Genomic DNA, 22,992 nt, shown 5'->3' with positions numbered 1-22,992 from the left:
TCCATCATCGCGCATGGACGGGGCGTGGGAGACTGGTCCTGATGATGCGCACTCTCATGACCTCGAAGATCCACCGGGCCACGGTCACGCAGGCTGACCTGCACTACGTCGGTTCGGTGACGATCGATGCCGACCTCGTCGAGGCCGCGGGCCTGGTCGAGCACGAGCAGGTCACCATCGCCGACATCACCTCCGGCGCCCGGCTCGTCACCTATGTGATCGCCGGCGAGCGCGGCAGCGGTGTGATCGGGATCAACGGCGCGGCCGCCCACCTCGTCAGCCCCGGCGACCTGGTGATCATCATGGCCTATGGGCAGCTCGAGGCCGCCGAGATCCCCGGGCACCACCCGCGCGTGGTGCACGTCGACGGCGAGAACCGCATCGTCGCGATCGGCGACGACGGCGCCGAGCCGGTCCCCGGCATGCCCGATCAGATCAACGGCCGCACGAGCGTCGGCCGGCACTGAGCCCCCGCGGGCGTCCGCGCGAGACGTCATCGAGCAGAGCGCTCCTGGACCGAACGGTCCGGGAGCGCTCTGCCGTCGGGCGCGGCTCAGCGCCCTCCCGGGCGGCTCAGAGCTCGAGCCCCAGCACGTGCGCGTCGTTGATCGCATCGCCCACCTTGCGCGGAGCGACGCAGTCGCCGACGGCACGGACGCTCAGCCCCTGCGCCTCGAGCGCCTCGACCTGTGCGGTCGCCGGGCGCAGGCCGAAGGCGGCGATGACGGTGTCCGCGGGGAGGACCCGCTCGCCGTCGGCCGTCGCGACGCGCACCCCGTCGTCGGTGACCTCCTGCACGGTCGTCGAGGTGAGCAGCTCGACGCCGGTCTCCTCGAGGCGGCGCAGGAGCGAGGTGCGGTTGAGCATCAGCATGTCGCGCGCGATCTCGTCGGCCGCCTCGACGACGGTCACCCGGTGGCCGTCCTGGGCCAGCTCGAGCGCGGCATCGGCGCCGGAGAGCCCGCCGCCGCATACCACGACGCGGTCGCCGACGGGCGCGCCCTCGTGGAACGCGAGCACGTCCAGCACGTCCTCGCGGTCGAGCCCGCCGATGCTCGCGGGGAGCAGGGCGGTGGTGCCGACGGCGACGACGACCTCGTCGGTCTCGGCGAGCCGCGGATCGTCCGGCTCGACCCGCTCCCCGAGGTGGAGCCGCACGGTGTCGAGCTGGGCGAACTGTTCCTCCCACCATGGGATCATGCGGCGCAGCTCGCGCTTGAAGTCGGGGGTCGCGGCGGGCAGCAGCACGCCGCCGATCCGCTCCCGCTGCTCGTAGACGTCGACCCGGTGGCCGCGGGCGCCGGCGACGCGGGCGAGCTCGAGTCCCGCGGGGCCGGCGCCGAGGACGGCGATCCGGCGCGGGGCGTCGGTGGGCTCGATGACCCGCACGCCCTCGTAGCCGACCTCGGGGTTCACGGCGCAGCCGATGGCCTTGCCGAAGAACGCGTTGCCGGTGCACAGCTGGTTGCAGCGGATGCAGGGGCGGACGTCCTGGGGGCGGCCGGCGCGGAGCTTGCGGACGATGTCGGGGTCGGCGATGAGCCCGCGGCCGATCGCGATGAGGTCCGCGTCGCCGCGGGCGAGGATCCGCTCGCCGTTCTCCGGGGTGATGTTGCCGCACGCGGCGACGGGGATCGTGAGCACGTCCTTGAGGCGTTGGGCGGCGGAGACCATGCAGTCGTCGCCCAGGTAGTAGGGCGGGAACACGTAGTCCATCGCCTCGTAGGAGCCGTCGTCCGCGAGGATCATGTCGAGTCCCGCGGCCTCGAGCTCGACGACCAGCTGCTGGGTCTCCTGCCAGGTGCGGCCTCCCGGGAAGCGGTGGTCGACGGAGATGCGGAAGGACACGACGACGCCTGGGGCGTTCTCCCTGACGGCCCGCAGGCACTCGACGGCGAAGCGGGCCCGGTTCGCGGGGCTGCCGCCGTACTCGTCGGTGCGGGAGTTCCACACCGAGGACATGAACTGGTCGATGAGGTAGCCGGTGTGGCCATGGAGGTCGATCACGTCGAATCCGGCCTCGAAGGCGCGGCGGGCGGCCTCCCCGGTGCGCTGCACGATGAGGCGGATCTCCTCGGTCCTCAGCGCCCGGCAGGTCCGCGAGGGGTCGAAGAAGTACGGGTTCTCGCTCGAGGAGACAGGCTCCATGCCCATCTGGTCGTAGTACTGGTTGTTGCGGCCGAGGCCTGGGGTGAGCTGGAGGGCGGCGAGCCCGCCGGCGGCGTGGACCGCGTCGGCGATGCCGCGCAGCCCCGGGGTGTGCTCGTCGGTGTCGGCGCGGGCGAGGCCGGGGGCGATCGGCTCGAGATCGGACTGCAGGAAGTTCACGCCGGTCATCACGAGCGCGGTGCCGCCCGCGGCGCGGGCCGCGTAGTAAGCGGCCTCGCGCGGGGTGGAGCGGCCGTCCTCGGTGCCCATCTCCGTGCCCATCGGCGACATGATCACGCGGTTGGGGAGGGTGAGCGGCCCCACGCGGAGCGGCGCGAGCAGGTGCTCGAACGTCGGGTCGGCGGGGCGCTCGGGGGTGGGGGCTATGGTCGGGGCGGTCATCGGGGCTCCTCCTCGGGGTGTGGTGATGCTCCTCACGATAGGAACGCGCCGCCCGCGCCGATCCGGCGAAGGTCCCCGCGCGGGAGGATGTCGCAGCCTCCGGGTGCTCCGAGGGGCGCGTCGCGGAGGCTCGCCGCGGGACCGGGACGGCGGAGCGGGCGTCCGAGTCCCGGTAGGGAAGCGTTCTCCCGCGGTGAACCGGATAGGATTTCGCGGGTGACCCGCACCCAGCCCCTCCGCCGCCGATGAGCGGGGTCCTCGCCGGGTTCTTCATCGTCTGGTCGATCATCGCGGTCGGGTGGATCGCCGGCCGCGCCGGGATCCTCGGGCCGCACGGCCGCTACGTGCTGAACCGCTCGACCTTCTTCCTCTGCTCCCCCGCGCTCGTGCTCGTGGGCCTGCTCGACTCGGACCTCGAGGAGATCTTCTCGGCGCCGATGGCGGTCGCCGGCATCTCGGGGCTGACGACCGGCGCGCTGCTGATGCTCGTGCTGCGGCTGACCACGAAGCGGCGCGGCGCGGAGCTCGTGGTCACGGCGATCAGCGGCTCGGTGGTCAACGGCGCGAACATGGGTTTCCCGATCGCGGCGTACGTGCTCGGCGACATCTCGCACGCCCTCCCCGTGATCCTCTTCCAGCAGGCGATCTACACGCCGCTGTACCTCTTCGCCCTGCATCACGTGACCCGGAAGGGCTCGATGGGCCCCACCGGGATCCTGCGCAGCATCAGCGCGAACCCGACCATCATCGCGGCGGCCGTCGGCGTGGCCCTCGCCCTGCTGCATGTGCGGGTCCCGCAGGTGGTCCTCGATCCGTTCCAGTCGCTCGGCGACATGGCGATCCCCGCGATGCTGCTCGCCTACGGCCTGTCGCTGCACGGCTCGAAGCCGCTCGCGAAGGCCGACGGCTATCGCGGCCTGATCGCGCTCGCCTCCGGCGCGAAGCTGCTCGCGATGCCCGTCATCGCGCTCGGCGTGGGCCTGCTGCTGGGCCTTCAGGGGCACAGCCTCTACGAGGTGGTCGTCATGGCCGCGCTGCCGACGGCGCAGAACGTCTTCGTCGCCGCCTCCCGGTATCGCGCGGCGGAGAATCTCGCTCGCGACACGGTGCTGATCACGACGATCGGCACCGTGGTGGTGCTGCTGCTGATCGCCGGCGTCGCCGGCATCTGAGCGGGCGCGCCGCGCCCCCTCGCGATTCCCACGTGGACGTCGTCGCGTCCGACGCGTCTCGACACGCGTCCGCATGCGCGCGCGCACCATTGCATTAGTCCATCGTTGTGAGTAACCTCCGTCACAGGGTTCGGCCGTCCCGTGATCGCGGGCGGCCGGGGGCCGGTCGGCCCTGATCCCTCCACCGCACCAACGAGGGTGCGGCGGCCCAGCGAAGGGAGAGCGATGAGCGCGAGCAACGCCGTCGCGACGGGCGGACCGGGCACTCCGGGCACCGCAGCCGTCGGCGACCAGAGCACAGGGACGGGGGCGCGGGCCCCCTCCGGAGGCGGGCGGCCCAAGCGCCGGCCCCTCACCGGACGGGAGAAGCGCAACCTCCGCAACGGACTGCTGTTCATCTCGCCGTGGATCATCGGCGTCGCAGTGTTCGTGATCTATCCGCTGATCTACTCCTTCGTGATCAGCCTCACCCAGTACTCCGGGATGCAGACGCCGACCTTCATCGGCCTGCAGAACTACATCTCGGCCTTCATGGACCCGATGGTCCGCACCTCGGTCGGCAACACCGTCTACTACATGCTGCTGGCCGTGCCGGTGGGCATGGTCGTGGCCCTGCTGCTCGCGATCGCGATGAACCGCAACGTGCGGGAGGTGGCGATCTACCGGACGCTGCTGTACCTGCCCTCGCTCATCCCGATGTTCGCCATGTCGTTCATCTTCATCGTCTTCGTCAACCCGCAGTTCGGCATCGTCAACCAGTTCCTGGGCCTGTTCGGCATGCCCGACACGAACCTGCTGGGCGAGCCGCGGTACGCGAAGATCGTGATGATCGTGATGGCCCAGCTGGGTGCGGGCAACGCCGCCCTGATCTACCTCGCGGGCCTGCGCAACATCCCCGACACCCTCTACGAGGCGGCCCGCATCGACGGCGCCTCCCGCTTCCGTCAGTTCACCGCGATCACGCTGCCGCTGCTCACCCCGACGATCCTGTTCAACCTGATCACAGGTGTCTCCGGCGCGATGATGGTGTTCACCGAGGCCTACATCATGACCAACGGCGGTCCCGACAACTCGACGCTGTTCTACATGCTGTACCTCTACCGGAACGCCTTCTCCTACGGCCAGCTCGGCTTCGCCTCGGCGCTCGCGGTGCTGCTGTTCCTGTTCGGCATGGTGCTCGCCGGACTCATCTACTGGCTCTCCCGCCGGTTCGTGAACTACGACGTCTCGGCCGGCTGAGGAGGACCCCGACATGGCCATCAACACCGTCAGCACCGGAACGCAGAACCTCGGCTCCGGTGCCCCGCTCAAGTCCCGCTCGAACTACGGGCGCAACCCCGACGGCTCGCGGCCCAGCGCGCTCAGCGCCTGGATCTCGCGCCTCGTGATGCTCATCGTGCTGCTGCTCTTCTCGCTGCCGCTCTACTGGATGCTCATCTCGGCGCTGAAGACCCCCGAGGAGCTCGCGCAGTTCCCGCCCACGCTGTTCCCCACGGAGCTGCGCTGGCAGAACTTCTCCGACGCCGTCACGATCATGCCGTTCTGGACCTTCTTCCGGAACACCGCCTTCATCACGATCTGCGTGGTCGTCTTCAGCGTCGTCTCGAACTTCATCGTCGCCTACGGCTTCGCCTGCATCGACTGGCCGGGACGCAACAAGGTCTTCTTCATCGTCCTCGCGACCCTGTTCCTCCCCTTCCCCGTGACCCTGATCCCCATGTTCGACATGTGGGCCGGCCTGGGCTTCGTGAACACCTTCGTCCCGCTCATCGCCCCGGCACTCTTCGCCGGCGGGTTCTTCACCTTCCTGCTGCGGCAGTTCATGCTGCAGACCCCGCGCGACATGCTCGACGCGGCCCGGGTGGACGGCGCGAGCGAATGGACGATCGCCTGGCGGATCGTGTTCCCGACGGCCCGTCCCGCGGTGACCGTGATCGCGATCTTCTCCGCCGTCGGCACCTGGAACGACTTCATGGGCCCGCTGATCTACCTGCAGGACCAGAGCAAGCAGACGCTCTCCATCGGTATGCAGGTGTTCCGCTCCGTGAACTCGCAGGACATCCAGTTCAACCTGCTCATGGCCGCGTCCTTCCTGGTGCTGCTGCCGCTGGTCATCCTGTTCTTCCTCTTCCAGCGCTACTTCATCAGCGGCATCACCCTCGGAGGTTTCAAGTGATCGATCGTCGAACCCTGCTGAAGGCACTCGGTGCGGGCGCGTCCGTCACGGTCGCAGGCGGTTCCATCGTGGGCTGCACGAATCGTCCCGTCGGCGAGGAGCGTGATCCGAACACGGTGCGTGTCTGGGGTATCTGGGCCTCGGACGCCGAGAAGGAGGCCCAGGTCGTCGAGGCCTTCACGGAGCAGAACCCCGACGTGAAGGTCGAGATCTCCCAGGTTCCGTCCAACGGTCAGGGCGACGCCTCCAGCGTCATCACCGCCGTGCGCGGACGCACCGGCCCGGACGTCTACTTCATGGACCGGTTCAACGGCGCGCAGTTCGCCTCGCTCGGACTGCTCGAGCCGATCGATCCCCTGATCGAGGAGTACGAGGGGGTCTCGCCGGAGGAGTTCATGTCCGGCTGGGTCAAGTTCGCCACGGACGAGCTGTTCTACGACGGCCAGTACTACGGGCTGCCGATGGATACCGACACACGCGGCATGTACGTCAACATGGGCCTAGCCAAGGAGGCCGGGATCGACCCGAAGCTGCTCGATCCCGCGAACGGCCCGATGTCCTACGACCAGATGTGGGAGATCAACGACCAGTTCAACGTCCAGGACGAGCGCGGGACGTACGAGCGGGTCACCTGGATCCCCTGGGACGACCAGGCCTCGCTGCTGATGTGGGCGATGGCCAACGATGTGCCGATGTTCTCCAACGAGACCTGCCACGTGCTGCTGGACTCCCAGGAGATGCTCGACGTCGCCACCATGTATGAGGGCTGGATCGAGCGTCTGGACTTCCCGCGCCTGGACGCCTTCAAGGCGACGTACCAGCCGCCGAACGCCCCGCCCACCCAGACGTCCTTCTTCTCGGACCGGCAGCTGTTCCAGATCACCGGGCCCTGGGGGGTGCAGGGCCAGGCGGACTACAAGCCGGACATGGAGTACTCGGTCACCCACCTGCCCGTCCCGAACGAGGGCGACGACCCGTTCACCTGGGCCGGCGGCTTCGCACTGACGATGCCCAAGGGGGCGAGCATGTCCGAAGCGGCGTGGAAGTTCTTCACGTTCTACGCGGGCTACGAGGGACAGAAGATCATGATGCCGCAGATCAGCCGCATTCCCACGAACATCGAGACGGTCAAGGATCCCGAGGGCTGGAACAAGGACATCGCCTTCTTCGTGGAGCTGATGGCCTACGCCAAGTCCCGTCCCCCGCTGCCGGTCGGCACCAAGCTGTGGGACGCGATGTTCACGATGCAGGGCAGCCTCAACCAGCAGTCCGACACCCCTGAGAACCTGGTCAAGGAGGCCCAGCAGTACGTGGATCCGACGATGCAGCAGTTCTGCCCGATCACCCTCCCGGAGGGCTTCGGGGAGCCGGATCCGAACTTCGACATCTCCGACGTCGGCACCACCTGACGCGCCCCCGGTCACCGCGCCCCGGTCGCCCCCGCGTGGGGAGGCCGGGGCGCTGTACCATGACCGGGTGACTCACCGGCAGCTGCTTATGCGGCCGCGTCGGCCAGAGCCCGCGCCCGGACCGCTCCTCTGAGCGACCGGCCGCCCGCGGGCACCGACGCGGCTCCCCTCGCCTGCGCGAGGGTTTTTTCATGTCACGACCGACCCGCGGCCGCCGCCCCTCGGAGAACAGCCGCATCGACCCTGTGGAGGACGAACACCCATGAGCGAGGCCCCCTACCGCTACACCGCCGCGCTGGCCGACGAGATCGAGCGCCGCTGGCAGCGGCGCTGGGACGAGGAGGGCACCTTCCACGCCGACAACCCCGTCGGCGCGCTGCACGACGGCGCGGAGTCCGCGGCTCCGGCCGACGCGAGCGCCAAGTCGTACATCATGGACATGTTCCCGTATCCCTCGGGCTCGGGGCTCCACGTCGGCCACCCGCTGGGCTACATCGCGACGGACGTCGTGGCCCGCCACCACCGCATGCTGGGCCGCAACGTGCTGTACACGATGGGGTACGACGCCTTCGGCCTGCCCGCCGAGCAGTACGCCGTCCAGACCGGGACCCACCCGCGGGTGACCACCGAGGCGAACGTCGCGAACATGCGCCGCCAGCTGCACCGCCTGGGCCTGTCCCATGACGCCCGCCGCTCGCTCGCCACCACCGACCCGGCCTTCGTGAAGTGGACGCAGTGGATCTTCCTGCGCATCTTCGATTCCTGGTACGACCCGGAGGCCCCCAACGCCGACGGCGTGACCGGCCGCGCCCGTCCCATCGCCGAGCTGCGCGAGGAGCTGCGCACCGGCGCCGTCGATCCCTTCGCGCTCGCCGCGCGCCAGGGCCTGGAGCTGCCCGAGGAGTGGGCCGGCCGCTCGGCCGCGGAGGTCCCCGCCGCGAGCGACGCGGAGATCTCGCGCCTGGCCGACGCCTTCCGCCTGACCTACATCTCCGAGACCCCGGTGAACTGGTGCCCGGGCCTCGGCACGGTGCTGGCCAACGAGGAGGTCACGGCCGACGGCCGCTCCGAGCGCGGGAACTTCCCCGTGTTCACGCGGCGCCTGCGACAGTGGAACATGCGCATCACCGCCTATGCGGACCGTCTGATCGACGACCTGGACCGCGTGGACTGGCCCGAGTCGATCCGCGCCATGCAGCGCAACTGGATCGGCCGCTCCGAGGGCGCCGAGGTCCGCTTCGCCCTCGCCGGCTCCGCGGAGGGCTCCTTCGACGTCTTCACCACCCGCGTGGACACCCTGTTCGGCGCGACTTTCACCGTCCTGTCCCCCGAGCACCCCCTGCTCGAGGACACCTCCGCCCTGCCCGCAGCCTGGCCCGAGAGCACGAAGGACGCCTGGACCGGCGGCGCCGCGACCCCCCGCGAGGCCGTCACCGCCTACCAGGAGCGCGCCGCGGCGCTGGGCGCCGAGGAGCGCACCGCCGAGGACCGCGAGAAGACCGGCGTGTTCACCGGCTGGTTCGCGGTGAACCCCATGGACGGCCGCGAGATCCCGGTGTTCACCGCCGACTACGTGCTGACCGGCTACGGCACCGGCGCGATCATGGCCGTGCCCGCCGAGGACGAGCGCGACTTCGCCTTCGCCGAGCGCTTCGAGCTGCCGGTCATCCGCACCGTGCGCCCGCCCGAGGACTTCGCCGGCGGCGCCTGGACCGGCGACGGCGAGAAGATCAACTCCGCCTCCGCCGATCTGGACCTGAACGGCCTCGGCAAGGAGGAGGCCAAGGCCCGGGCGACCACCTTCGCGACCGAGCGCGGCTTCGGCCGGGCCCGGACCACCTACCGCCTGCGCGACTGGCTGTTCTCGCGCCAGCGCTACTGGGGCGAGCCCTTCCCGATCGTCTACGACCCCGCGGATCCGCAGACCCCGATCCCGCTGCCGGAGTCGCTGCTGCCCGTGGACCTGCCGGAGGTCGCGGACTTCTCCCCGAAGACCTTCGACCCCGAGGACCGCGACACCGAGCCGCAGACCCCGCTGTCCCGGGCGGAGGACTGGGTGGAGGTCGAGCTCGACCTCGGCGAGGGCCCGAAGACCTACCTGCGCGAGACCAACACGATGCCGCAGTGGGCGGGCTCCTCCTGGTACCACCTGCGCTACATCGACCCCACCGAGGACTCGGTCCTGGTGCGGCCCGAGAACGAGGAGTACTGGCTCGGCCCGCAGGGCGAGGGCGCGGTCGGCGGCGTCGACCTGTACGTCGGCGGCGTCGAGCACGCCGTGCTGCACCTGCTGTACGCGCGCTTCTGGCACAAGGTGCTCTTCGACCGCGGTGACGTCTCGAGCCAGGAGCCCTTCCACCGCCTGTTCAACCAGGGCTACATCCAGGCCTTCGCCTACACCGACTCCCGCGGGGTGCACGTGCCCGCGGAGGAGGTCGTCGCGGAGGAGGACGGCACCTTCACCTACCGGGGCGAGCCGGTCACCCAGGAGTACGGGAAGATGGGCAAGTCGCTGAAGAACTCGGTGACCCCGGACGACATGTACGAGGAGTACGGGGCGGACACGCTGCGCGTCTACGAGATGTCGATGGGCCCGCTGGACCTGTCCCGTCCGTGGGAGACCCGCTCCGTGGTCGGCTCGCAGCGCTTCCTGCAGCGGCTGTGGCGCCTCGTGGTCGACGAGGAGAGCGGCGAGCTGCTGGTCTCCGAGGATCCCGCGGACCGCGACACCCTGCGGGCCACCCATCGGGCGATCGACGGCGTGGGCCGGGACATGGCCGGCATGCAGTTCAACACCGCCATCGCCAAGCTGATCGAGCTGGTCAACCACCTCACCAAGGCGGGCGTCTCCCCGCGCGGGGCGATCGAGCCGCTCGTGCTGATGGTCGCCCCGCTCGCCCCGCACCTCGCGGAGGAGCTGTGGGCGCGGCTCGGCCACACGGGCGGCATCTCGCGCGAGCCCTTCCCGACCGCGGACCCGGAGCTGCTGAAGGCCGACGCGGTCACCTGCGTGGTGCAGGTGAAGGGCAAGGTGCGCCACCGCGTCGAGGTCGATCCGGAGATCTCCGAGGCGGACCTCGAGGCACTGGTCCTGGCCGAGCCGCGGGTGCAGGAGCTGCTCGAGGGGCAGACGGTGCGCAAGGTCATCGTCCGCGCCCCGAAGATCGTCAACATCGTCGTGTGAGTCGCTGACCTGCACCGACGCACCTGAATCCGTCCTCCGCGACGGGTGACCGGCCGGGCCCGGGACCGAGGGGTCCCGGGCCCGTCGGCATGTCGGCGGGGCGGGACGCCGAGCGCGCGGAACCGTTCCTCCCCAATGCCCCGGTATCCACAACGGCGGGAGACGGGCGGACACGCAGCCGTCCCGGCTCCTACGGTCGCGACATGACCAGCATCTGGGGATCCGATCCCACCGCCATGGACGAACTCGCCGAGACCATCCTCGAGAGGGCCGAGCAGCTGCGCGAGTTGTTCGAGCGACTTCGCGAGCGCACCGCCGCCCTCCGCTGGGAGGGCCCTGATGCCGAGGCCCATCGCGCGCGCTTCGGCAAGGTCGACGGCGATCTCCTCGCCGCCTGCCGAGCGCTCGACGCGAGGGGTGCGCAGATCCAGGACGAGGCCGCTGAGCAGGAGCGGGCCTCCGCCGCCGACGGCGCCGGCGACCCGCTCGCGGGCGTCCGCGCCGGTTTCCCGCCGCGGGGCGGGAGCATCCCGCCGTCGCCCCCGGGCTCGAATCCCTTCGTGCCGGAGGTCGGCGGGCCGATGGCCCATCCCGACCCGGTCGGGCTCTTCCGCGACCTTGAGGACCGGGTGCAGGAGTACGAGGCGGAGCACGGGCCGCTCGGTCCCCTGGTCGGAGGGCCCTTCGCGGCACCTCTCGACCCGGGGGCGCTGCACGGCGCCTACGGTCCGGGCGAGCTCCCCGAGGGCGAGTCGTTCGCCCCCGACGGGAGCCGGCTCGAGGAGGCGGAGGCCGATCGCCGTCTGTGGCTGAGCAAGATCCCGGTGGTCGGCGACGTCGCCTCCCTGCCGACGTTCTACGAGGCGGGAGAGGGGTACTACGACGCGGCCCGTCATCGGATGGAGGAGGCGGGGCTCGGCGGCTACACCGGGGGCATCTCGCTGGTGCAGATCGGGCACGATCTCGGCGGCGCCGCCCTCGGCGAGCGCTCGATGCTCGCCCAGTACATCGACGGGGTGGACCGCGGGATCGCCAACGTCTCCCAGACCACGGCGGACGTCTCCACGGCGATCGGCGACCGGGACCTCGGGGGCGTGGTGCGTGCGGTCGAGCGGGGCGGCTTCCGCCACGCGGAGATCGCGCTGGACACCGTCACCGCGAATCCCGTCCCCTCCGCGGTGGAGGCCGTGGCCGCCTCGAGCGGGCACCTCGCGGAGGGGATCGCACCGTTCAGCCCCGAGACCTCCGCCCGCCTCGAGCAGTTCGAGCAGAGCACCATGGCGCGGCTCGAGCGGGACGAGGCGCGCTGGCAGGCCGCGATCGATGCCGAGACCTGGTACGACCGACGCCGCTCCGCGGTGCGGATGCCCTGGGATCCCCGGTGATCCGCACCGCGGCCGCGGCGTCGATCGGCGAGGATCAGTCCTCGTCGCCCGGTGCCTCCGGAGCGGGCGGGGCCGGCTCGGCGGACGGGGCGGGCTCGGCGGCCTGCGGCTGCTCGGCGGAAAGCGCCTCGCCCTCTGCTCCCGGCTCGCCCTCGCCGACCACGTCGAGCCGCAGCCCGCTGCGGTCCTCCGCGACGGTGACGCGCACGAGCTCGCCGTCATGGACGGCACCGCGCAGGATGAGCCGGGCGAGGGCGTCGCCGATCTCCTTCTGCACGAGCCGCTTGAGGGGGCGCGCCCCGTACAGCGGGTCGAAGCCGGCCTCGGCGAGCCAGGCGGTCGCCGCCCCGTCGACCTCGAGCCGGATCCGACGATCGCTCAGCCGCCCGGCCACCTCCTGGATCTGCAGCGTGACGATCGAGGAGAGCTGCTCGCGCGAGAGCGACTCGAACATCACCACGTCATCCAGGCGGTTGAGGAACTCGGGCTTGAAGGAGGCCCGCACCACCTGCATCACCTTCTCGTGCTTCTCCGCCTCCCCGAGCTGCGGGTCCTGCAGGAGATGCGCCCCGAGGTTGGAGGTCAGGATGAGGATCGAGGAGCGGAAGTCCACGGTCCGCCCCTGGCCGTCGGTGAGGCGGCCGTCGTCGAGCACCTGCAGCAGCACGTCGAAGACATCGGGGTGCGCCTTCTCGATCTCGTCCAGCAGCACCACCGAGTAGGGCCGGCGCCGGACCGCCTCGGTCAGCTGGCCGCCCTCGTCGTAGCCGACGTATCCCGGAGGCGCTCCGACCAGTCGGGAGACGGTGTGCTTCTCGCCGTACTCCGACATGTCGATGCGGACCATCGCCCGCTCGTCGTCGAAGAGGAAGTCGGCGAGCGCCTTGGCGAGCTCGGTCTTGCCCACGCCCGTCGGGCCCAGGAACAGGAAGGAGCCGGTGGGCCGGTTCGGGTCGGCGATCCCCGCCCGGGCCCGCCGCACCGCATCGGAGACCTCCTGGACGGCGCGCCGCTGACCGATCAGCCGCTGCCCGATGATGTCCTCCATCTCGAGCAGCTTCTCGCTCTCGGCCTGCAGGAGCCGACCGGCGGGGATGCCGGTCCAGCTGCCGACCACGTCGGCGATGTCATCGGGCCCCACGCGCTCGGAGACCAGCGGCCGCGATTGCTCCGAGGCGCCGGCGGCCTCGTCCTCCTCGGCCTCGACGAGCTGCGCCTTGAGCGCGGGGATGTCGCCGTAGAGGATCTTCGAGGCCGCGGTCAGATCGCCCTCGCGCTGGGCGCGGTCGGCCTGCATGCGCAGCTGCTCGAGCTGCGCCTTGAGATCGCCCACGAGGTTCAGCCCGGCCTTCTCCCGCTCCCAGCGGGCGGAGAGCTCGGTCATCGCCTCGGTGCGGTCGGCGAGCTGGGCGCGCACCGACTCCAGCTGCGCCACGCTGCCGGGGTCGTCGCTGCCGGCGAGCGCCAGCTCCTCCATCTTCAACCGGTCCACCTGACGGCGCAGGATGTCGAGCTGCTCCGGCGAGGAGTCCAGCTCCATGCGCTGCCGGGACGCCGCCTCGTCGACCAGGTCGATGGCCTTGTCCGGCAGCTGGCGCCCGGAGATGTAGCGGTTGGAGAGGGTCGCGGCGGCGACCAGCGCCGCATCGGTGATGGAGACCTTGTGGTGCGCCTCGTACTTGTCCTTGAGGCCGCGCAGGATCGTGATGGTGTCCTCGACGCTCGGCTCCCCCACGAAGACCTGCTGGAAGCGGCGCTCGAGCGCGGGATCCTTCTCGATGTTCTCGCGGTACTCGTCGAGCGTGGTCGCGCCGACCATCCGCAGCTCGCCGCGGGCGAGCATGGGCTTGAGCATGTTGCCGGCGTCCATCGCGCCGTCGCCCGAGCCGCCGGCCCCGACCACGGTGTGCAGCTCGTCGATGAAGGTGATGATCTGCCCGTTGCTGGTGCGGATCTCGTCGAGCACCGCCTTCATCCGCTCCTCGAACTCGCCGCGGTACTTGGATCCCGCGACCATCGAGGAGAGGTCGAGCGAGATCAGGCGCTTGCCCCGCAGGGAGTCGGGGACGTCCCCGGCCACGATGCGCTGGGCGAGCCCCTCGACGACGGCGGTCTTGCCGACCCCCGGCTCGCCGATCAGCACGGGGTTGTTCTTGGTGCGCCGGCTCAGCACCTGGATCACGCGGCGGATCTCGGCGTCGCGACCGATCACCGGGTCGAGGCGGCCCTCGCGGGCCTGCTCGGTGAGGTCGATGCCGAACTTCTCGAGGCTCTGGAAGGTGCCCTCGGGGTTCTGGGAGTCCATCTGGTTCATGCGGTCATCTCCTGGGGAAAGGCGGGTCACGGCATCGCGGAGGGCGGCGGGGCTCGCGCCGAGGGAGCCCAGCAGGCGGGCGGCGGCGTCCTTGCCGAGCGCGATGCCGATCATCAGGTGCTCGGTGGACAGGTAGGTGCGTCCGGCCCGGTCGGCCTCGTGGCGCGCGGCCTCGAGGGCGTCGAACCCGGTGCCGACGAAGGTGGGCGAGGCCGTGGTCGAGCCGCTGACCCGCGGGAGGTCGGCGATCGCGGACTCGGCGCGGGCGAGGACCTGCGCGGGATCGGCGCCGACCTCCTCGAGGGCGGCACGGCCGATGCCGTCGGCCTGCGCGGTCAGGGCCCACAGCAGGTGCAGCGAGCTGATCTGGGGGTTGCCGAGCTCGACGGCTCTCTGGGCGGCCGCGGTCACGGCCTCCTGCGAACGGTGGGTGAACTGGAACTCCACGGCGCTCCTTCCTCGACGGTGCGGTCCTGTGCGGGGACGGCAGTCCTGCCGGCGGGGTGCCGGGGACCGGTCCGGAGGCCCCGGGTCCGGTCGCCTCCCGGTCCCTGCAACGACCCCAGAGTTGAGTCTATTCCGCTCAACCTCGGGCGGTTCGCCCGTCGGCCCGCGCACTGCGCCCCGCCGCGCCGGGCGGACCTCCCGACCTGCGCCGACCGCAGCCGGCCTCCTCCCTGGTGCCGTGGATCACGGATGGCGACCTCCCGGCCTGTAGCATCGCACCGGAGCCCGGTGCGTGTCGTGTGGGGGTGCACTACGCCGACCTCGTCCCCGGGATCATCCCTGACCTGCTCGACGTCGAAACCGAGGCCCTCATGTCCCAGTCCCCGTACCCGCCGCAGGGCGGCCAGTACATGCCCAACGGCCGGCCCCGGCCCGGCGCGACATCGTCGGCCCCCGGCGCGCCGTCCTTCCAGTCCCAGCCGCGCTACGTCGACTACGGCAACCCGCGCGCCTACGACACCTCGGTGCGCCCCGCCTCGGGGCTGACCGCCGCCCGCTTCGCTCCGGCGCAGATCCAGCGACCCCAGCAGGCCCAGCCGCAGTCCGCCTGGGCCACCCAGACCCGCCGCGTCCAGGAGGTCGCCCAGGCGCCGGTGCAGCCGCCGGCGACCTCGATCGTGGTGTGGCTGGCGCTCGTGATCCTCGGCTTCCTCGCCCTGGTCGTGCTCGGCTACTTCTTCCTCCAGTTCGTCGTCGGCTCGAGCTCGAACCCGATCTGGTGGCCGATCAGCGCCTTTCTCGCCCTGATCTCGCTCGTGGTGATCCTGGGGATGATCCTCCTCGCCGATCGCTGGGACCCCCAGCCCATCCCGCTGCTGTTCATCGCGGTGTTCTGGGGTGCCGCGATCGCCGCGGGCCTGAGCTACATCTTCAACACGCTGAACAGCAACATCGTCTACACCGTCACGGGCAACGGGGAGCTCGCGAGCTGGGTCGGGGCGGTGATCAGCGCGCCGATCGTCGAGGAGCTCACCAAGGGCCTGGGCCTGCTGCTGCTGCTGATCCTCGCCCGCCGCTACTTCAACGGCCCGCTCGACGGCATGATCTACGGGACCCTTCTCGGCGCGGGCTTCGCCTTCACCGAGAACATCCTCTACTACACCCGCAGCGTGGAGTCCGGCGGCGAGATCGGCGTGCTGTTCACCTTCGTGCTGCGCGGCGTCCTGAACATCTTCGGTCACGCCATCTACACCTCGCTGACCGGTGTGACTGTGGGCTTCGTGGTCCGCAAGTGGGGCACCATCACCGGCTTCCTGGTGTTCCTGCCCGCGCTGATCCCCGGCATGCTGCTGCACGCCGCGTGGAACTTCTTCGCCTCCCTGGGCGGCGGCCTCGGCATGCTCGTGGTCATGTTCGGCGCCGAGATGCTGCTCTCCCTCGTCTGGCTGATCTTCATCGTGGTGCTCATCTGGGACGAGGCGCGGCTGACCAAGGTGCGCCTCGGCGACTACGCGAACCAGGGCTGGCTCACCCATGAGGAGGTCGCGATGCTCGCCACCTGGAAGGGACGTCGCGAGGGCAAGAACTGGGCGAGCCAGATCGGCGCCCGGAAGGTCATGAAGCGGTTCATCCGCGAGAGCGCGGATCTCGCCTCGATCCGCCAGCGGCTGCTCGCCGACGGCGCGAACCCGAAGGTGGTCGCGACCGAGTCGATGCTGCTGCAGCGCCTGACCGCCAACCGCCAGGAACTGCTCTCGCACTCCGGCTGAGCGCGCGGGCGACGAGGGCGGGCGCTCCGGGACGGATCCGACGGATCCCGATCGGGGTGCCCGCCCTCAGTCGTCCTCGAGGTCGTCCTCGAGCAGGCGCAGCCGCTCGTCGCGGCCGCGCAGCCGATCCAGGGCGCGACGCTCCCGCTTGGTGGGACGCCCGCTGCCTCGGTCACGGCGGGGCGGCGCCGCGGCGAGCTGCGGGGGCGGCTCGGGGCTGTGGTCCTCGTAGGCGGTGCGGGCCACGGGCGCCCCGACCCGCTTGACGAGGATCGTCGTGACCACCATGATCCGCTCCCGGCCCGCGGAGCGGATCCGCAGCTCGTCCCCGACGACGATGCGCTGAGCGGCCTTGACCGGCTCGCCGTTGCGGCGCACGTGCCCGGCGCGGCAGGTGGCCGTCGCCGCGGAGCGGGTGGGCATCAGCCGGGCGCTCCACAGCCAGACGTCCAGGCGCACCGACGACGGCCCGGTCGCCCCGGGAGGGGGCAGCGGCCGGGAGGCGTCCGCCTCGGAGGTCGTCCCGTCCCCGGTCATGCGTCGACGGGCTCGCGCACGAGCGGCCACGGGTCATGGGCCTCGAGCTGGGCCGCGAGCCGCAGCAGGAGCAGATCGTCCCCGGCGCGGGTCGCCCCGAGCAGCACCCCGAGCGGGAGCTCGACCCCGTCGATCCGCTCCCGGTGCAGCGGCACGGCGAGGGCGGCCCTGCCGGTCATGTTCCAGGTGCTCGTGAACGGGGTGAACGCGCGCTGCGCGTCGAAGTCGTCCTCGCCGCGGTCCAGCTGCAGGGTCTCGGGCAGGGCCGGCGGTCCGGCGAGCGCCGGCGAGAGGATCACGTCGAAGGGGGCGAAGGCCTCCCCGGTGCGACGCGCGAGCGACTGCACCCCGGAGAGGGCGAGGGCGAGCTCCGCCCCGGAGTATGCCCGCCCGCGCTCCCGCAGCCAACGGGTCAGCTCGAGCAGCTGCGCCTCCTGCTCCGCGGCGAGCGGCAGGGTCGCCGCGCCGACGGTCCACAGGGGCATGAACGGGGTCCACTCCTCGGCGGTGAACGGGGCGGGCACCTCGATCAGCTCGTGGCCGAGCTCGTGCAGCAGCCCCACCGCGCGGTCGACGCCGCGCAGCGCGGCGGGATGGATCACGGTCTCGGCGGCGAGCGGCTCGCGCAACACCCCGATCCGCAGCGGGCGCAGCGGGCCGCCGAGCCCGGCGAGATAGCCGCCGGGCTCCGGCCGGAGCGGAGCGGCGTCCCCCGGGAGCTGCTCGGCGATCACGTCGAGTCCGGCGGCGACGTCGGCGACGGTGCGGGCGAGAATCCCGTCGGTCACCAGCCCCATGCCCTCGGCGCCGAAGGGTCCGGGCGAGACGAGGCCGCGCGAGGGCTTCAGACCCAGCACGCCGCAGCAGGCGGCCGGGATCCGGACCGAGCCGCCCCCGTCGGAACCGTGCGCGATCGGGACGATGCCCGAGGCGACGGCGGCGCCCGCTCCCCCGCTGGATCCCCCGGCGGTGCGCCGCAGGTCCCAGGGGGTGCGCGCGGGGGCGCCGGTGGCGGGCTCGGTGTAGCAGGGCATCCCGAACTCGGGGGTGCTGGTCTTGCCGACGGTCAGGGTGCCGGCGTCGAGCAGCCGCTGGGCGACGCCGTCCGTGACCTCGGCGACCGTGCCGCGCAGGGCGAGGCTGCCCGCCTCGAAGGGCTCCCCCGCGATGCGGGAGAGGTCCTTGATCGGCAGAGGGACGCCCAGCAGCGGCCGCTCGGCCGCGAGCTCCTCGAGGCGGCCGTGGCGACGGGCGTCCTCGAGCTGGGCGGCGACCTCCTCCGCCTGGCGCCGGGTGAGGTCCTCGAGCACATGGGCGAAGGCCCCCACGCGCGCGCCGACGGAGCGGGCGCGCTCGAGCACGTCCTCGGCGAGCTCGCGCGCGTCGAGCTCCCCGCGACGCAGCGCGGCGGCGGTGCCGAGGGCCGAGAGCGGTGCGTCGGCGTCCGGTGCGGCGTCCGCGCTCATCGTCCGCCCCGGACGCCGAGATCCTCCCGGATCCGGTCGAGGATCCCCGGGACGGACTCCTGGATCTGCTCCCAGGCGGTCTCGAAGTCGCTCTCGTCCCCGTACCAGGGGTCGCGGATGCCGGTGTCCTCGACGGGCGCGGGCGCGAAGTCGCGCACCATGTGCAGGCGCCCCGCGAGGCCCGCGCCGCCGAGGCGGCGCAGCGGCTCGACGTGGTCGTGGTCCAGGGCGAGGACCAGATCGGCCTCGGCGAGCTCCTGCGCGTCGATCGCCCGGGCCCGGTGGGCGGAGGCGTCGAGCCCGTGGCGGGCCAGCAGCGCTCCCGCCCGGGGATCGACGGGATTGCCCTCCTCCCAGCCGGTCGTGCCGGCGGAGGCGACCTCCACCCGGTCCTCGAGGCCGGCGTCCCGGGCGGCGGCGCGGAGGGCGTGCTCGGCCAGGGGGGAACGGCAGATGTTGCCGGTGCAGACGGTGAGGACGCGATAGGTCACGGGGTCTCCAGCAGGTCGGCGTACTCGGGGTGGCGCTCGATCCATCCGCGCACGAACCAGCAGGTGGCCCGGACGCGGAGGCCCTGCGCACGGATGTCGTCGAGGGCGAAGCGCACCAGGGAGGAGCCGAGGCCGCGGCCCGAGCGGGCCGGCGTGACGACGGTCGAGCGCAGATCGCGGAGGATCGGCGGCGCCGGATCCCGGGCGCTCCCCGGCGCGGCGGCGGCCGCGGGCGGATGCTCGTCCTCGTAGTAGAGGACGGCCACCACCTCCTCGCCGTCGAGCGCCTGGTACCGATCACGGTCGTCGTCGTGGAGCAGGCGCACCGCGCCCGGAGCCGGGGAGGTCCCATCCATGCCGGTCACGGTACACTGCCGCTCATGCCCGCGCCCCTGATCTGGCACATCACCGAGCTGGCCGCCTGGGAGGCGGCCGCACGGACGGGCATCTACACCCAGGCGACCCGGGGACGCGACCTCTCGGAGGTCGGCTACATCCACGCGTCCTGGCCCGAGCAGGTCTCCGGGGTCGCCAAGCGCGTGTACCCGGACCGCCCCGCGGACCTCGTGATCCTGGAGATCGACGTGGCGCGGGTCGAGGCCTCCGGGGTCGCCGTGGACATCGAGGCGGACGACGACGGCCGCGGCCGCGGCTATCCGCACATCAAGGGGCCGCTGCCCGTCAGCGCCGTGCTGCGCCTGCGCCGGACGAAGTGGATCGGCCGCGAGTTCGTGGTCGTCGCCTGAGCGCTCCCCCGCGCTCCCCGGGCGTCCCTCCCGGTGCCGTCGCGTCGCGGCGCGCGCGGACGTAGCATCGAGCATGGCCAGATCCTCCGGTTCCGCCCGCTACCTCGACATCCATCCCGTCGACCCGCAGCCGCGCCTGCTCGAGCAGGCCGTCGCCGTCCTGCGCGACGGCGGGCTGATCGCCTACCCGACCGACTCCTGCTACGCCCTGGGCTGCTCCCTCGGCGCCCTGGAGGGTCTCGAGCGCATCCGCCGCATCCGCCAGGTCGGCAAGGACCACCACTTCACCCTGGTGTGCGCCGACTTCGCCCAGCTGGGGCAGTTCGTGATCGTCTCCAACCCCACCTTCCGCCTGGTCAAGAACGCGACCCCGGGCCCGTACACGTTCATCCTCCCGGCCACCAAGGAGGTGCCGCGGAAGATGGCCCACCCCAAGAAGCACACGGTCGGCGTGCGGATCCCCGACCACCGGGTCGCCCGTGCGCTGGTCGAGGCGCTCGGCGAGCCGATCGTCTCCTCGACGCTGCTGCTGCCGGGCCAGGAGGATCCGCCGTCGGAGGGCTGGGTGGTGCAGGACCTGCTCGCCGACCAGGTCGACGCGATCATCGACGCGGGCGAGGTGGGCCTCGAGCCGACCACCGTCGTGGACCTCACGGGCGACGAGCTGGTGATCGCCCGGGAGGGCGCCGGGGACACGAGCCGCTTCTGAGCCCGACGCCCGCGCGGCGCTCTCCGCGCGGGAGAAGCGGCTGGGCGACGGTCGTCGACGCTCGACGCTCGGCGCTCGGCGCTCGGCGCTCGATATCAGCGCGCGGCGTCGACGTCTCCGGACGCCTCGGACCCGGTGCCGTGGCGGTCGAACCGTCCCGACAGCGCGCCCGAGAACACCAGGATCCCCACCGCGTACAGCGGCACCATCCACAGGGCGTAGCGGAGGGTCAGCGCATCGGCGAGGGCACCGACGATCGGCGGCGAGACGAAGAAGCCCAGGCGCGCGAACCAGCCCACGACCGTGAGGCCGACGCCCTGGGGCACCCCGGGCATGTCATCGGCCGCCCGGTAGGCGGCGGGAAACAGGGTCGCCACGCCCCAGCCGGCGGCGGCGAAGCCTATGATCGCAGTGGCCGGACTGGGCAGCAGCAGGGCGAGCGTCATGCCGAGGGCGCTCACCGCCGCGCCGAGGCGAGCGGTCGCGCGGTCGCCGAGCCGATCGACGACGGCATCGCCGGTGAAGCGCCCGATGGTCTGCGCCCCCTGCAGCGCCACGAAGGCGAGGCCGGCCGCGAAGGGCGTCACCTCGAAGGTGTCGAGCATGAACAGCGCACCCCAGGTGCTGCCCGCGTCCTCGGTGGAGCCCGCGAAAACCAGGATCGTGCCCAGAGCGCACACCAGACCGAGGGAGCGCAGCGTCATCCCGGCGATCCGCATCCCGCCCGGGACCGGCGCCGCGGGCACCTCCCCCGCGGAACCCGGGGCGGGGCCCGCGACCGCGCCGGCGGGAGCGGGAGTCGGCGCAGTCCGCTCGGTCGCGTCGTCCCCAGCGAGCATGAACCACCGGGAGACCACCGCGGCGGCGCCGAAGACCACGAGGCCCACCAGGCCTTGCAGCCACAGCGCCACCCCCAGCTGGGCGGCGGCGGAGCCGAACAGGCCGCCGCCCACCGCGCCGAGGGACCACCAGCCGTGGTAGCTGTTCATGATCGAGCGGCGGTAGCGACGCTCGACCCGCATGCCGTGCGAGTTCATCGAGATGTCGGTGATCGCGTCGGCCGCCATAGCGATGATCAGCGCCCCCGCGAGCCACAGCCAGGAGCTCGCGACGTACACCAGCAGATGGCTGGTCGAGGCGACCACCTGCGCGATCACCGCGACCGAAGCGCTCCCCCAGCGACGCATCAGGCGCGCGGCCGCGAGACCGGCGACGAGCCCACCGATCGGGCCGATGCCCACGGCGAGCCCGAAGGCGGTGTTGCTCAGCCCGATGCTCTCGACCAGTTCCGGGTAGCGGGGCAGGATCGCGCAGAACGACGCCCCGTTGAGCAGGAACAGCAGGGACACGGCCCAGCGCGCGCGGCGCGCATCGGCGGGCACCGGGGCGGGCCGACGGGACGGCGCGGAGTGAGCGTTCACGAGACGCCATTGTGCCTGACTCCCGGGGCCGCGACATGCGGTGCGTCCGCGCCGCCGGCGCCGGCCCCGGACGTACGCTGGCGCCATGTCGACACATATCGGTGCCTCGCCCGACCAGATCGCTCCGTACGTGCTCCTTCCCGGTGACCCCTACCGTGCGCGGTGGATCGCCGAGACTTTCCTCGAGGACCCCGTCCAGTACAACGACGTGCGGGGGATGCTGGGCTACACCGGCACCTTCGCCGGAGTGCGCATCTCCACGCAGGGCTCCGGGATGGGCCAGCCCTCGATGGCCATCTACGCCCAGGAACTGTTCTCCGACTACGACGTGCAGGCGATCCTCCGCGTCGGCACCTGCGGCGCCCTGTCCGAGCGGGTGAAGGTGCGCGACGTGATCCTAGGCGTCGCCGCCTCGACCGACTCGGCGATGAACGTGCCCCGTTTCCGCCACGTCTCCTATGCGCCGGCCGCAGATTTCGAGCTGCTGCGCCTCGCGGCGGATGTCGCCGAGGAGCGGCTGCTGCCGGTGGTCCCCGGCGGCCTGTTCTCCTCGGACCAGTTCTACAACCCGGACACCGAGATCGCGGGGATCCTCGCGCGGTACGGCGTCCTGGGGGTGGAGATGGAGGCCGCCGCGCTGTACACGCTCGCCGCGCAGTTCGGTCGCCGGGCGCTCGCCCTGTGCACCGTCTCGGACCACCTGATCACCGGCGAGGAGACCAGCTCCCTCGAGCGGCAGGAGTCCTTCGAGGACATGATCGAGGTGGCGCTCGAGACGATCGTCCGCCTGGACGCGAACTCCTCCAGCTGACCCGCGGAGCGGGCGGGATGCGACGGGAGACCGGCTGCCCCCGGCCGCCCCCTGCCGCTACGGCTCCGGACAGCACAGTGCCCGGCACCTCGAGGTGCCGGGCACTGTGCTGTGTTCGAGGGCCCGCGCGCTACGGGCGGCGCTCACTTCGTGAGAAAGCGCGGCACCAGGTCGAAGGTGATGAAGAGGGCGACGAGGCACATGCCGAGGCCCGCCAGGAAGGTCACCGGGGTGAACATCGCCATCACGTAGAGACCGGCGACGAACAGCCCGAAGAGCAGCACGAACAGCACCACCGACAGGGGCAGGCTGTTGCCCGCTGAGGTCTGGTTGCGCGCACGCGGCGCGGCGGCCTCGCTCGTGGCGTCGACCTGCTCGTTGCTCATCTGCTGTGTCCTCCGCTTC

19 protein-coding genes are annotated in these 22,992 nt (G+C 71.7%); 11 read left to right on the top strand and 8 right to left on the bottom strand.

Going from position 1 to position 22,992, the window contains the following annotated elements; genetic code table 11:
- Positions 1-41: 41 nt before the first annotated feature.
- On the top strand, positions 42-467 hold the full coding sequence (gene panD / locus V1260_RS01185) for an aspartate 1-decarboxylase (RefSeq protein WP_329744965.1): 426 nt from the start codon (positions 42-44) through the stop codon (positions 465-467).
- A 106-nt stretch (positions 468-573) separates the two neighbouring features.
- Here panD and V1260_RS01180 read toward each other — a convergent pair whose 3' ends face one another.
- Positions 574-2,550 (bottom strand): oxidoreductase, encoded by a 1,977-nt coding sequence (locus V1260_RS01180; RefSeq protein ID WP_329744964.1) that lies wholly within the window; start codon positions 2,548-2,550, stop codon positions 574-576.
- 245 nt (positions 2,551-2,795) lie between these two features.
- Between V1260_RS01180 and V1260_RS01175 the strand changes: the two genes are divergently transcribed.
- The 6 genes from V1260_RS01175 to V1260_RS01150 all read left to right on the top strand — a co-directional run bounded on the left by V1260_RS01175 (position 2,796) and on the right by V1260_RS01150 (position 11,876).
- Positions 2,796-3,722: an AEC family transporter gene (locus tag V1260_RS01175; protein WP_329744963.1), complete on the top strand. Its 927-nt coding sequence runs from the start codon at positions 2,796-2,798 to the stop codon at positions 3,720-3,722.
- Positions 3,723-3,947: 225 nt separating this feature from the next.
- Entirely contained in the window at positions 3,948-4,961 is a 1,014-nt protein-coding gene (locus tag V1260_RS01170; protein WP_329744962.1) for a carbohydrate ABC transporter permease, read from the top strand.
- A 13-nt stretch (positions 4,962-4,974) separates the two neighbouring features.
- Entirely contained in the window at positions 4,975-5,898 is a 924-nt protein-coding gene (locus tag V1260_RS01165) for a carbohydrate ABC transporter permease (protein ID WP_329744961.1), read from the top strand.
- Complete coding sequence (locus V1260_RS01160; RefSeq protein WP_329744960.1) at positions 5,895-7,307, top strand: extracellular solute-binding protein; 1,413 nt, start codon at positions 5,895-5,897, stop codon at positions 7,305-7,307. Before V1260_RS01165 ends, V1260_RS01160 begins: the two co-directional genes overlap by 4 nt.
- Positions 7,308-7,569: 262 nt before the next feature.
- A complete protein-coding gene (leuS, locus tag V1260_RS01155; RefSeq protein ID WP_329744959.1) occupies positions 7,570-10,491 on the top strand; it encodes a leucine--tRNA ligase in 2,922 nt (973 codons plus the stop codon).
- A gap of 203 nt (positions 10,492-10,694) precedes the next feature.
- The gene (locus V1260_RS01150) at positions 10,695-11,876 is read left to right on the top strand and encodes a WXG100 family type VII secretion target (protein ID WP_329744958.1); all 1,182 of its coding nucleotides are present in this window, start codon (positions 10,695-10,697) and stop codon (positions 11,874-11,876) included.
- A gap of 34 nt (positions 11,877-11,910) precedes the next feature.
- On the opposite strand, the gene V1260_RS01145 is transcribed toward V1260_RS01150, so the two are convergent.
- Positions 11,911-14,637 (bottom strand): ATP-dependent Clp protease ATP-binding subunit, encoded by a 2,727-nt coding sequence (locus V1260_RS01145; protein WP_329744957.1) that lies wholly within the window; start codon positions 14,635-14,637, stop codon positions 11,911-11,913.
- 305 nt (positions 14,638-14,942) lie between these two features.
- Between V1260_RS01145 and V1260_RS01140 the strand changes: the two genes are divergently transcribed.
- Complete coding sequence (locus V1260_RS01140; protein ID WP_329744956.1) at positions 14,943-16,406, top strand: PrsW family intramembrane metalloprotease; 1,464 nt, start codon at positions 14,943-14,945, stop codon at positions 16,404-16,406.
- 66 nt (positions 16,407-16,472) lie between these two features.
- Here the strand turns inward: V1260_RS01140 and V1260_RS01135 are convergent, their stop codons facing one another.
- Genes V1260_RS01135 through V1260_RS01120 form a run of 4 tightly spaced genes read right to left on the bottom strand, consistent with a single transcriptional unit; the run spans position 16,473 to position 19,256 of the window.
- Positions 16,473-16,943: an RNA-binding S4 domain-containing protein gene (locus tag V1260_RS01135; protein WP_329744955.1), complete on the bottom strand. Its 471-nt coding sequence runs from the start codon at positions 16,941-16,943 to the stop codon at positions 16,473-16,475.
- Complete coding sequence (locus V1260_RS01130) at positions 16,940-18,409, bottom strand: amidase (protein WP_329744954.1); 1,470 nt, start codon at positions 18,407-18,409, stop codon at positions 16,940-16,942. The genes V1260_RS01135 and V1260_RS01130 overlap by 4 nt, the downstream gene beginning before the upstream one ends.
- Complete coding sequence (locus tag V1260_RS01125; RefSeq protein ID WP_329744953.1) at positions 18,406-18,900, bottom strand: low molecular weight protein-tyrosine-phosphatase; 495 nt, start codon at positions 18,898-18,900, stop codon at positions 18,406-18,408. Before V1260_RS01125 ends, V1260_RS01130 begins: the two co-directional genes overlap by 4 nt.
- Positions 18,897-19,256, bottom strand: coding sequence for a GNAT family N-acetyltransferase (locus V1260_RS01120; protein ID WP_329744952.1), 360 nt, complete (start codon positions 19,254-19,256; stop codon positions 18,897-18,899). The genes V1260_RS01125 and V1260_RS01120 overlap by 4 nt, the downstream gene beginning before the upstream one ends.
- Positions 19,257-19,280: 24 nt before the next feature.
- Between V1260_RS01120 and V1260_RS01115 the strand changes: the two genes are divergently transcribed.
- Both V1260_RS01115 and V1260_RS01110 read left to right on the top strand, forming a co-directional pair.
- On the top strand, positions 19,281-19,646 hold the full coding sequence (locus V1260_RS01115; protein WP_329744951.1) for a DUF952 domain-containing protein: 366 nt from the start codon (positions 19,281-19,283) through the stop codon (positions 19,644-19,646).
- 73 nt (positions 19,647-19,719) lie between these two features.
- Entirely contained in the window at positions 19,720-20,355 is a 636-nt protein-coding gene (locus V1260_RS01110; RefSeq protein ID WP_329744950.1) for an L-threonylcarbamoyladenylate synthase, read from the top strand.
- Positions 20,356-20,450: 95 nt separating this feature from the next.
- On the opposite strand, the gene V1260_RS01105 is transcribed toward V1260_RS01110, so the two are convergent.
- Entirely contained in the window at positions 20,451-21,776 is a 1,326-nt protein-coding gene (locus V1260_RS01105; protein ID WP_329744949.1) for an MFS transporter, read from the bottom strand.
- An 85-nt stretch (positions 21,777-21,861) separates the two neighbouring features.
- Between V1260_RS01105 and deoD the strand changes: the two genes are divergently transcribed.
- Positions 21,862-22,587 (top strand): purine-nucleoside phosphorylase, encoded by a 726-nt coding sequence (gene deoD, locus V1260_RS01100; protein WP_329744948.1) that lies wholly within the window; start codon positions 21,862-21,864, stop codon positions 22,585-22,587.
- A 143-nt stretch (positions 22,588-22,730) separates the two neighbouring features.
- Here deoD and V1260_RS01095 read toward each other — a convergent pair whose 3' ends face one another.
- Positions 22,731-22,973 (bottom strand): hypothetical protein, encoded by a 243-nt coding sequence (locus tag V1260_RS01095; protein WP_329744947.1) that lies wholly within the window; start codon positions 22,971-22,973, stop codon positions 22,731-22,733.
- Between the last annotated feature and the right edge of the window lie 19 nt (positions 22,974-22,992).

Source organism: Brachybacterium sp. J144 (assembly GCF_036321705.1).
Classification (GTDB): Bacteria; Actinomycetota; Actinomycetes; order Actinomycetales; family Dermabacteraceae; genus Brachybacterium.
The sequence above is the reverse complement of the archived record's forward strand: the minus strand, read 5'-3'. Positions and strand labels throughout refer to the sequence as shown.

What these genes read in the sequence shown, in the direction of transcription:
- V1260_RS01135 (WP_329744955.1), bottom strand. Translation starts at nt 16,943, where the DNA reads ATGACCGGGGACGGGACGACCTCCGAGGCGGACGCCTCCCGGCCGCTG.
- leuS (WP_329744959.1), top strand. Translation starts at nt 7,570, where the DNA reads ATGAGCGAGGCCCCCTACCGCTACACCGCCGCGCTGGCCGACGAGATC.
- V1260_RS01175 (WP_329744963.1), top strand. Translation starts at nt 2,796, where the DNA reads ATGAGCGGGGTCCTCGCCGGGTTCTTCATCGTCTGGTCGATCATCGCG.
- V1260_RS01165 (WP_329744961.1), top strand. Translation starts at nt 4,975, where the DNA reads ATGGCCATCAACACCGTCAGCACCGGAACGCAGAACCTCGGCTCCGGT.
- panD (WP_329744965.1), top strand. Translation starts at nt 42, where the DNA reads ATGATGCGCACTCTCATGACCTCGAAGATCCACCGGGCCACGGTCACG.
- V1260_RS01180 (WP_329744964.1), bottom strand. Translation starts at nt 2,550, where the DNA reads ATGACCGCCCCGACCATAGCCCCCACCCCCGAGCGCCCCGCCGACCCG.
- V1260_RS01150 (WP_329744958.1), top strand. Translation starts at nt 10,695, where the DNA reads ATGACCAGCATCTGGGGATCCGATCCCACCGCCATGGACGAACTCGCC.
- V1260_RS01110 (WP_329744950.1), top strand. Translation starts at nt 19,720, where the DNA reads ATGGCCAGATCCTCCGGTTCCGCCCGCTACCTCGACATCCATCCCGTC.
- V1260_RS01120 (WP_329744952.1), bottom strand. Translation starts at nt 19,256, where the DNA reads ATGGATGGGACCTCCCCGGCTCCGGGCGCGGTGCGCCTGCTCCACGAC.
- V1260_RS01170 (WP_329744962.1), top strand. Translation starts at nt 3,948, where the DNA reads ATGAGCGCGAGCAACGCCGTCGCGACGGGCGGACCGGGCACTCCGGGC.
- V1260_RS01095 (WP_329744947.1), bottom strand. Translation starts at nt 22,973, where the DNA reads ATGAGCAACGAGCAGGTCGACGCCACGAGCGAGGCCGCCGCGCCGCGT.
- V1260_RS01115 (WP_329744951.1), top strand. Translation starts at nt 19,281, where the DNA reads ATGCCCGCGCCCCTGATCTGGCACATCACCGAGCTGGCCGCCTGGGAG.
- deoD (WP_329744948.1), top strand. Translation starts at nt 21,862, where the DNA reads ATGTCGACACATATCGGTGCCTCGCCCGACCAGATCGCTCCGTACGTG.
- V1260_RS01130 (WP_329744954.1), bottom strand. Translation starts at nt 18,409, where the DNA reads ATGAGCGCGGACGCCGCACCGGACGCCGACGCACCGCTCTCGGCCCTC.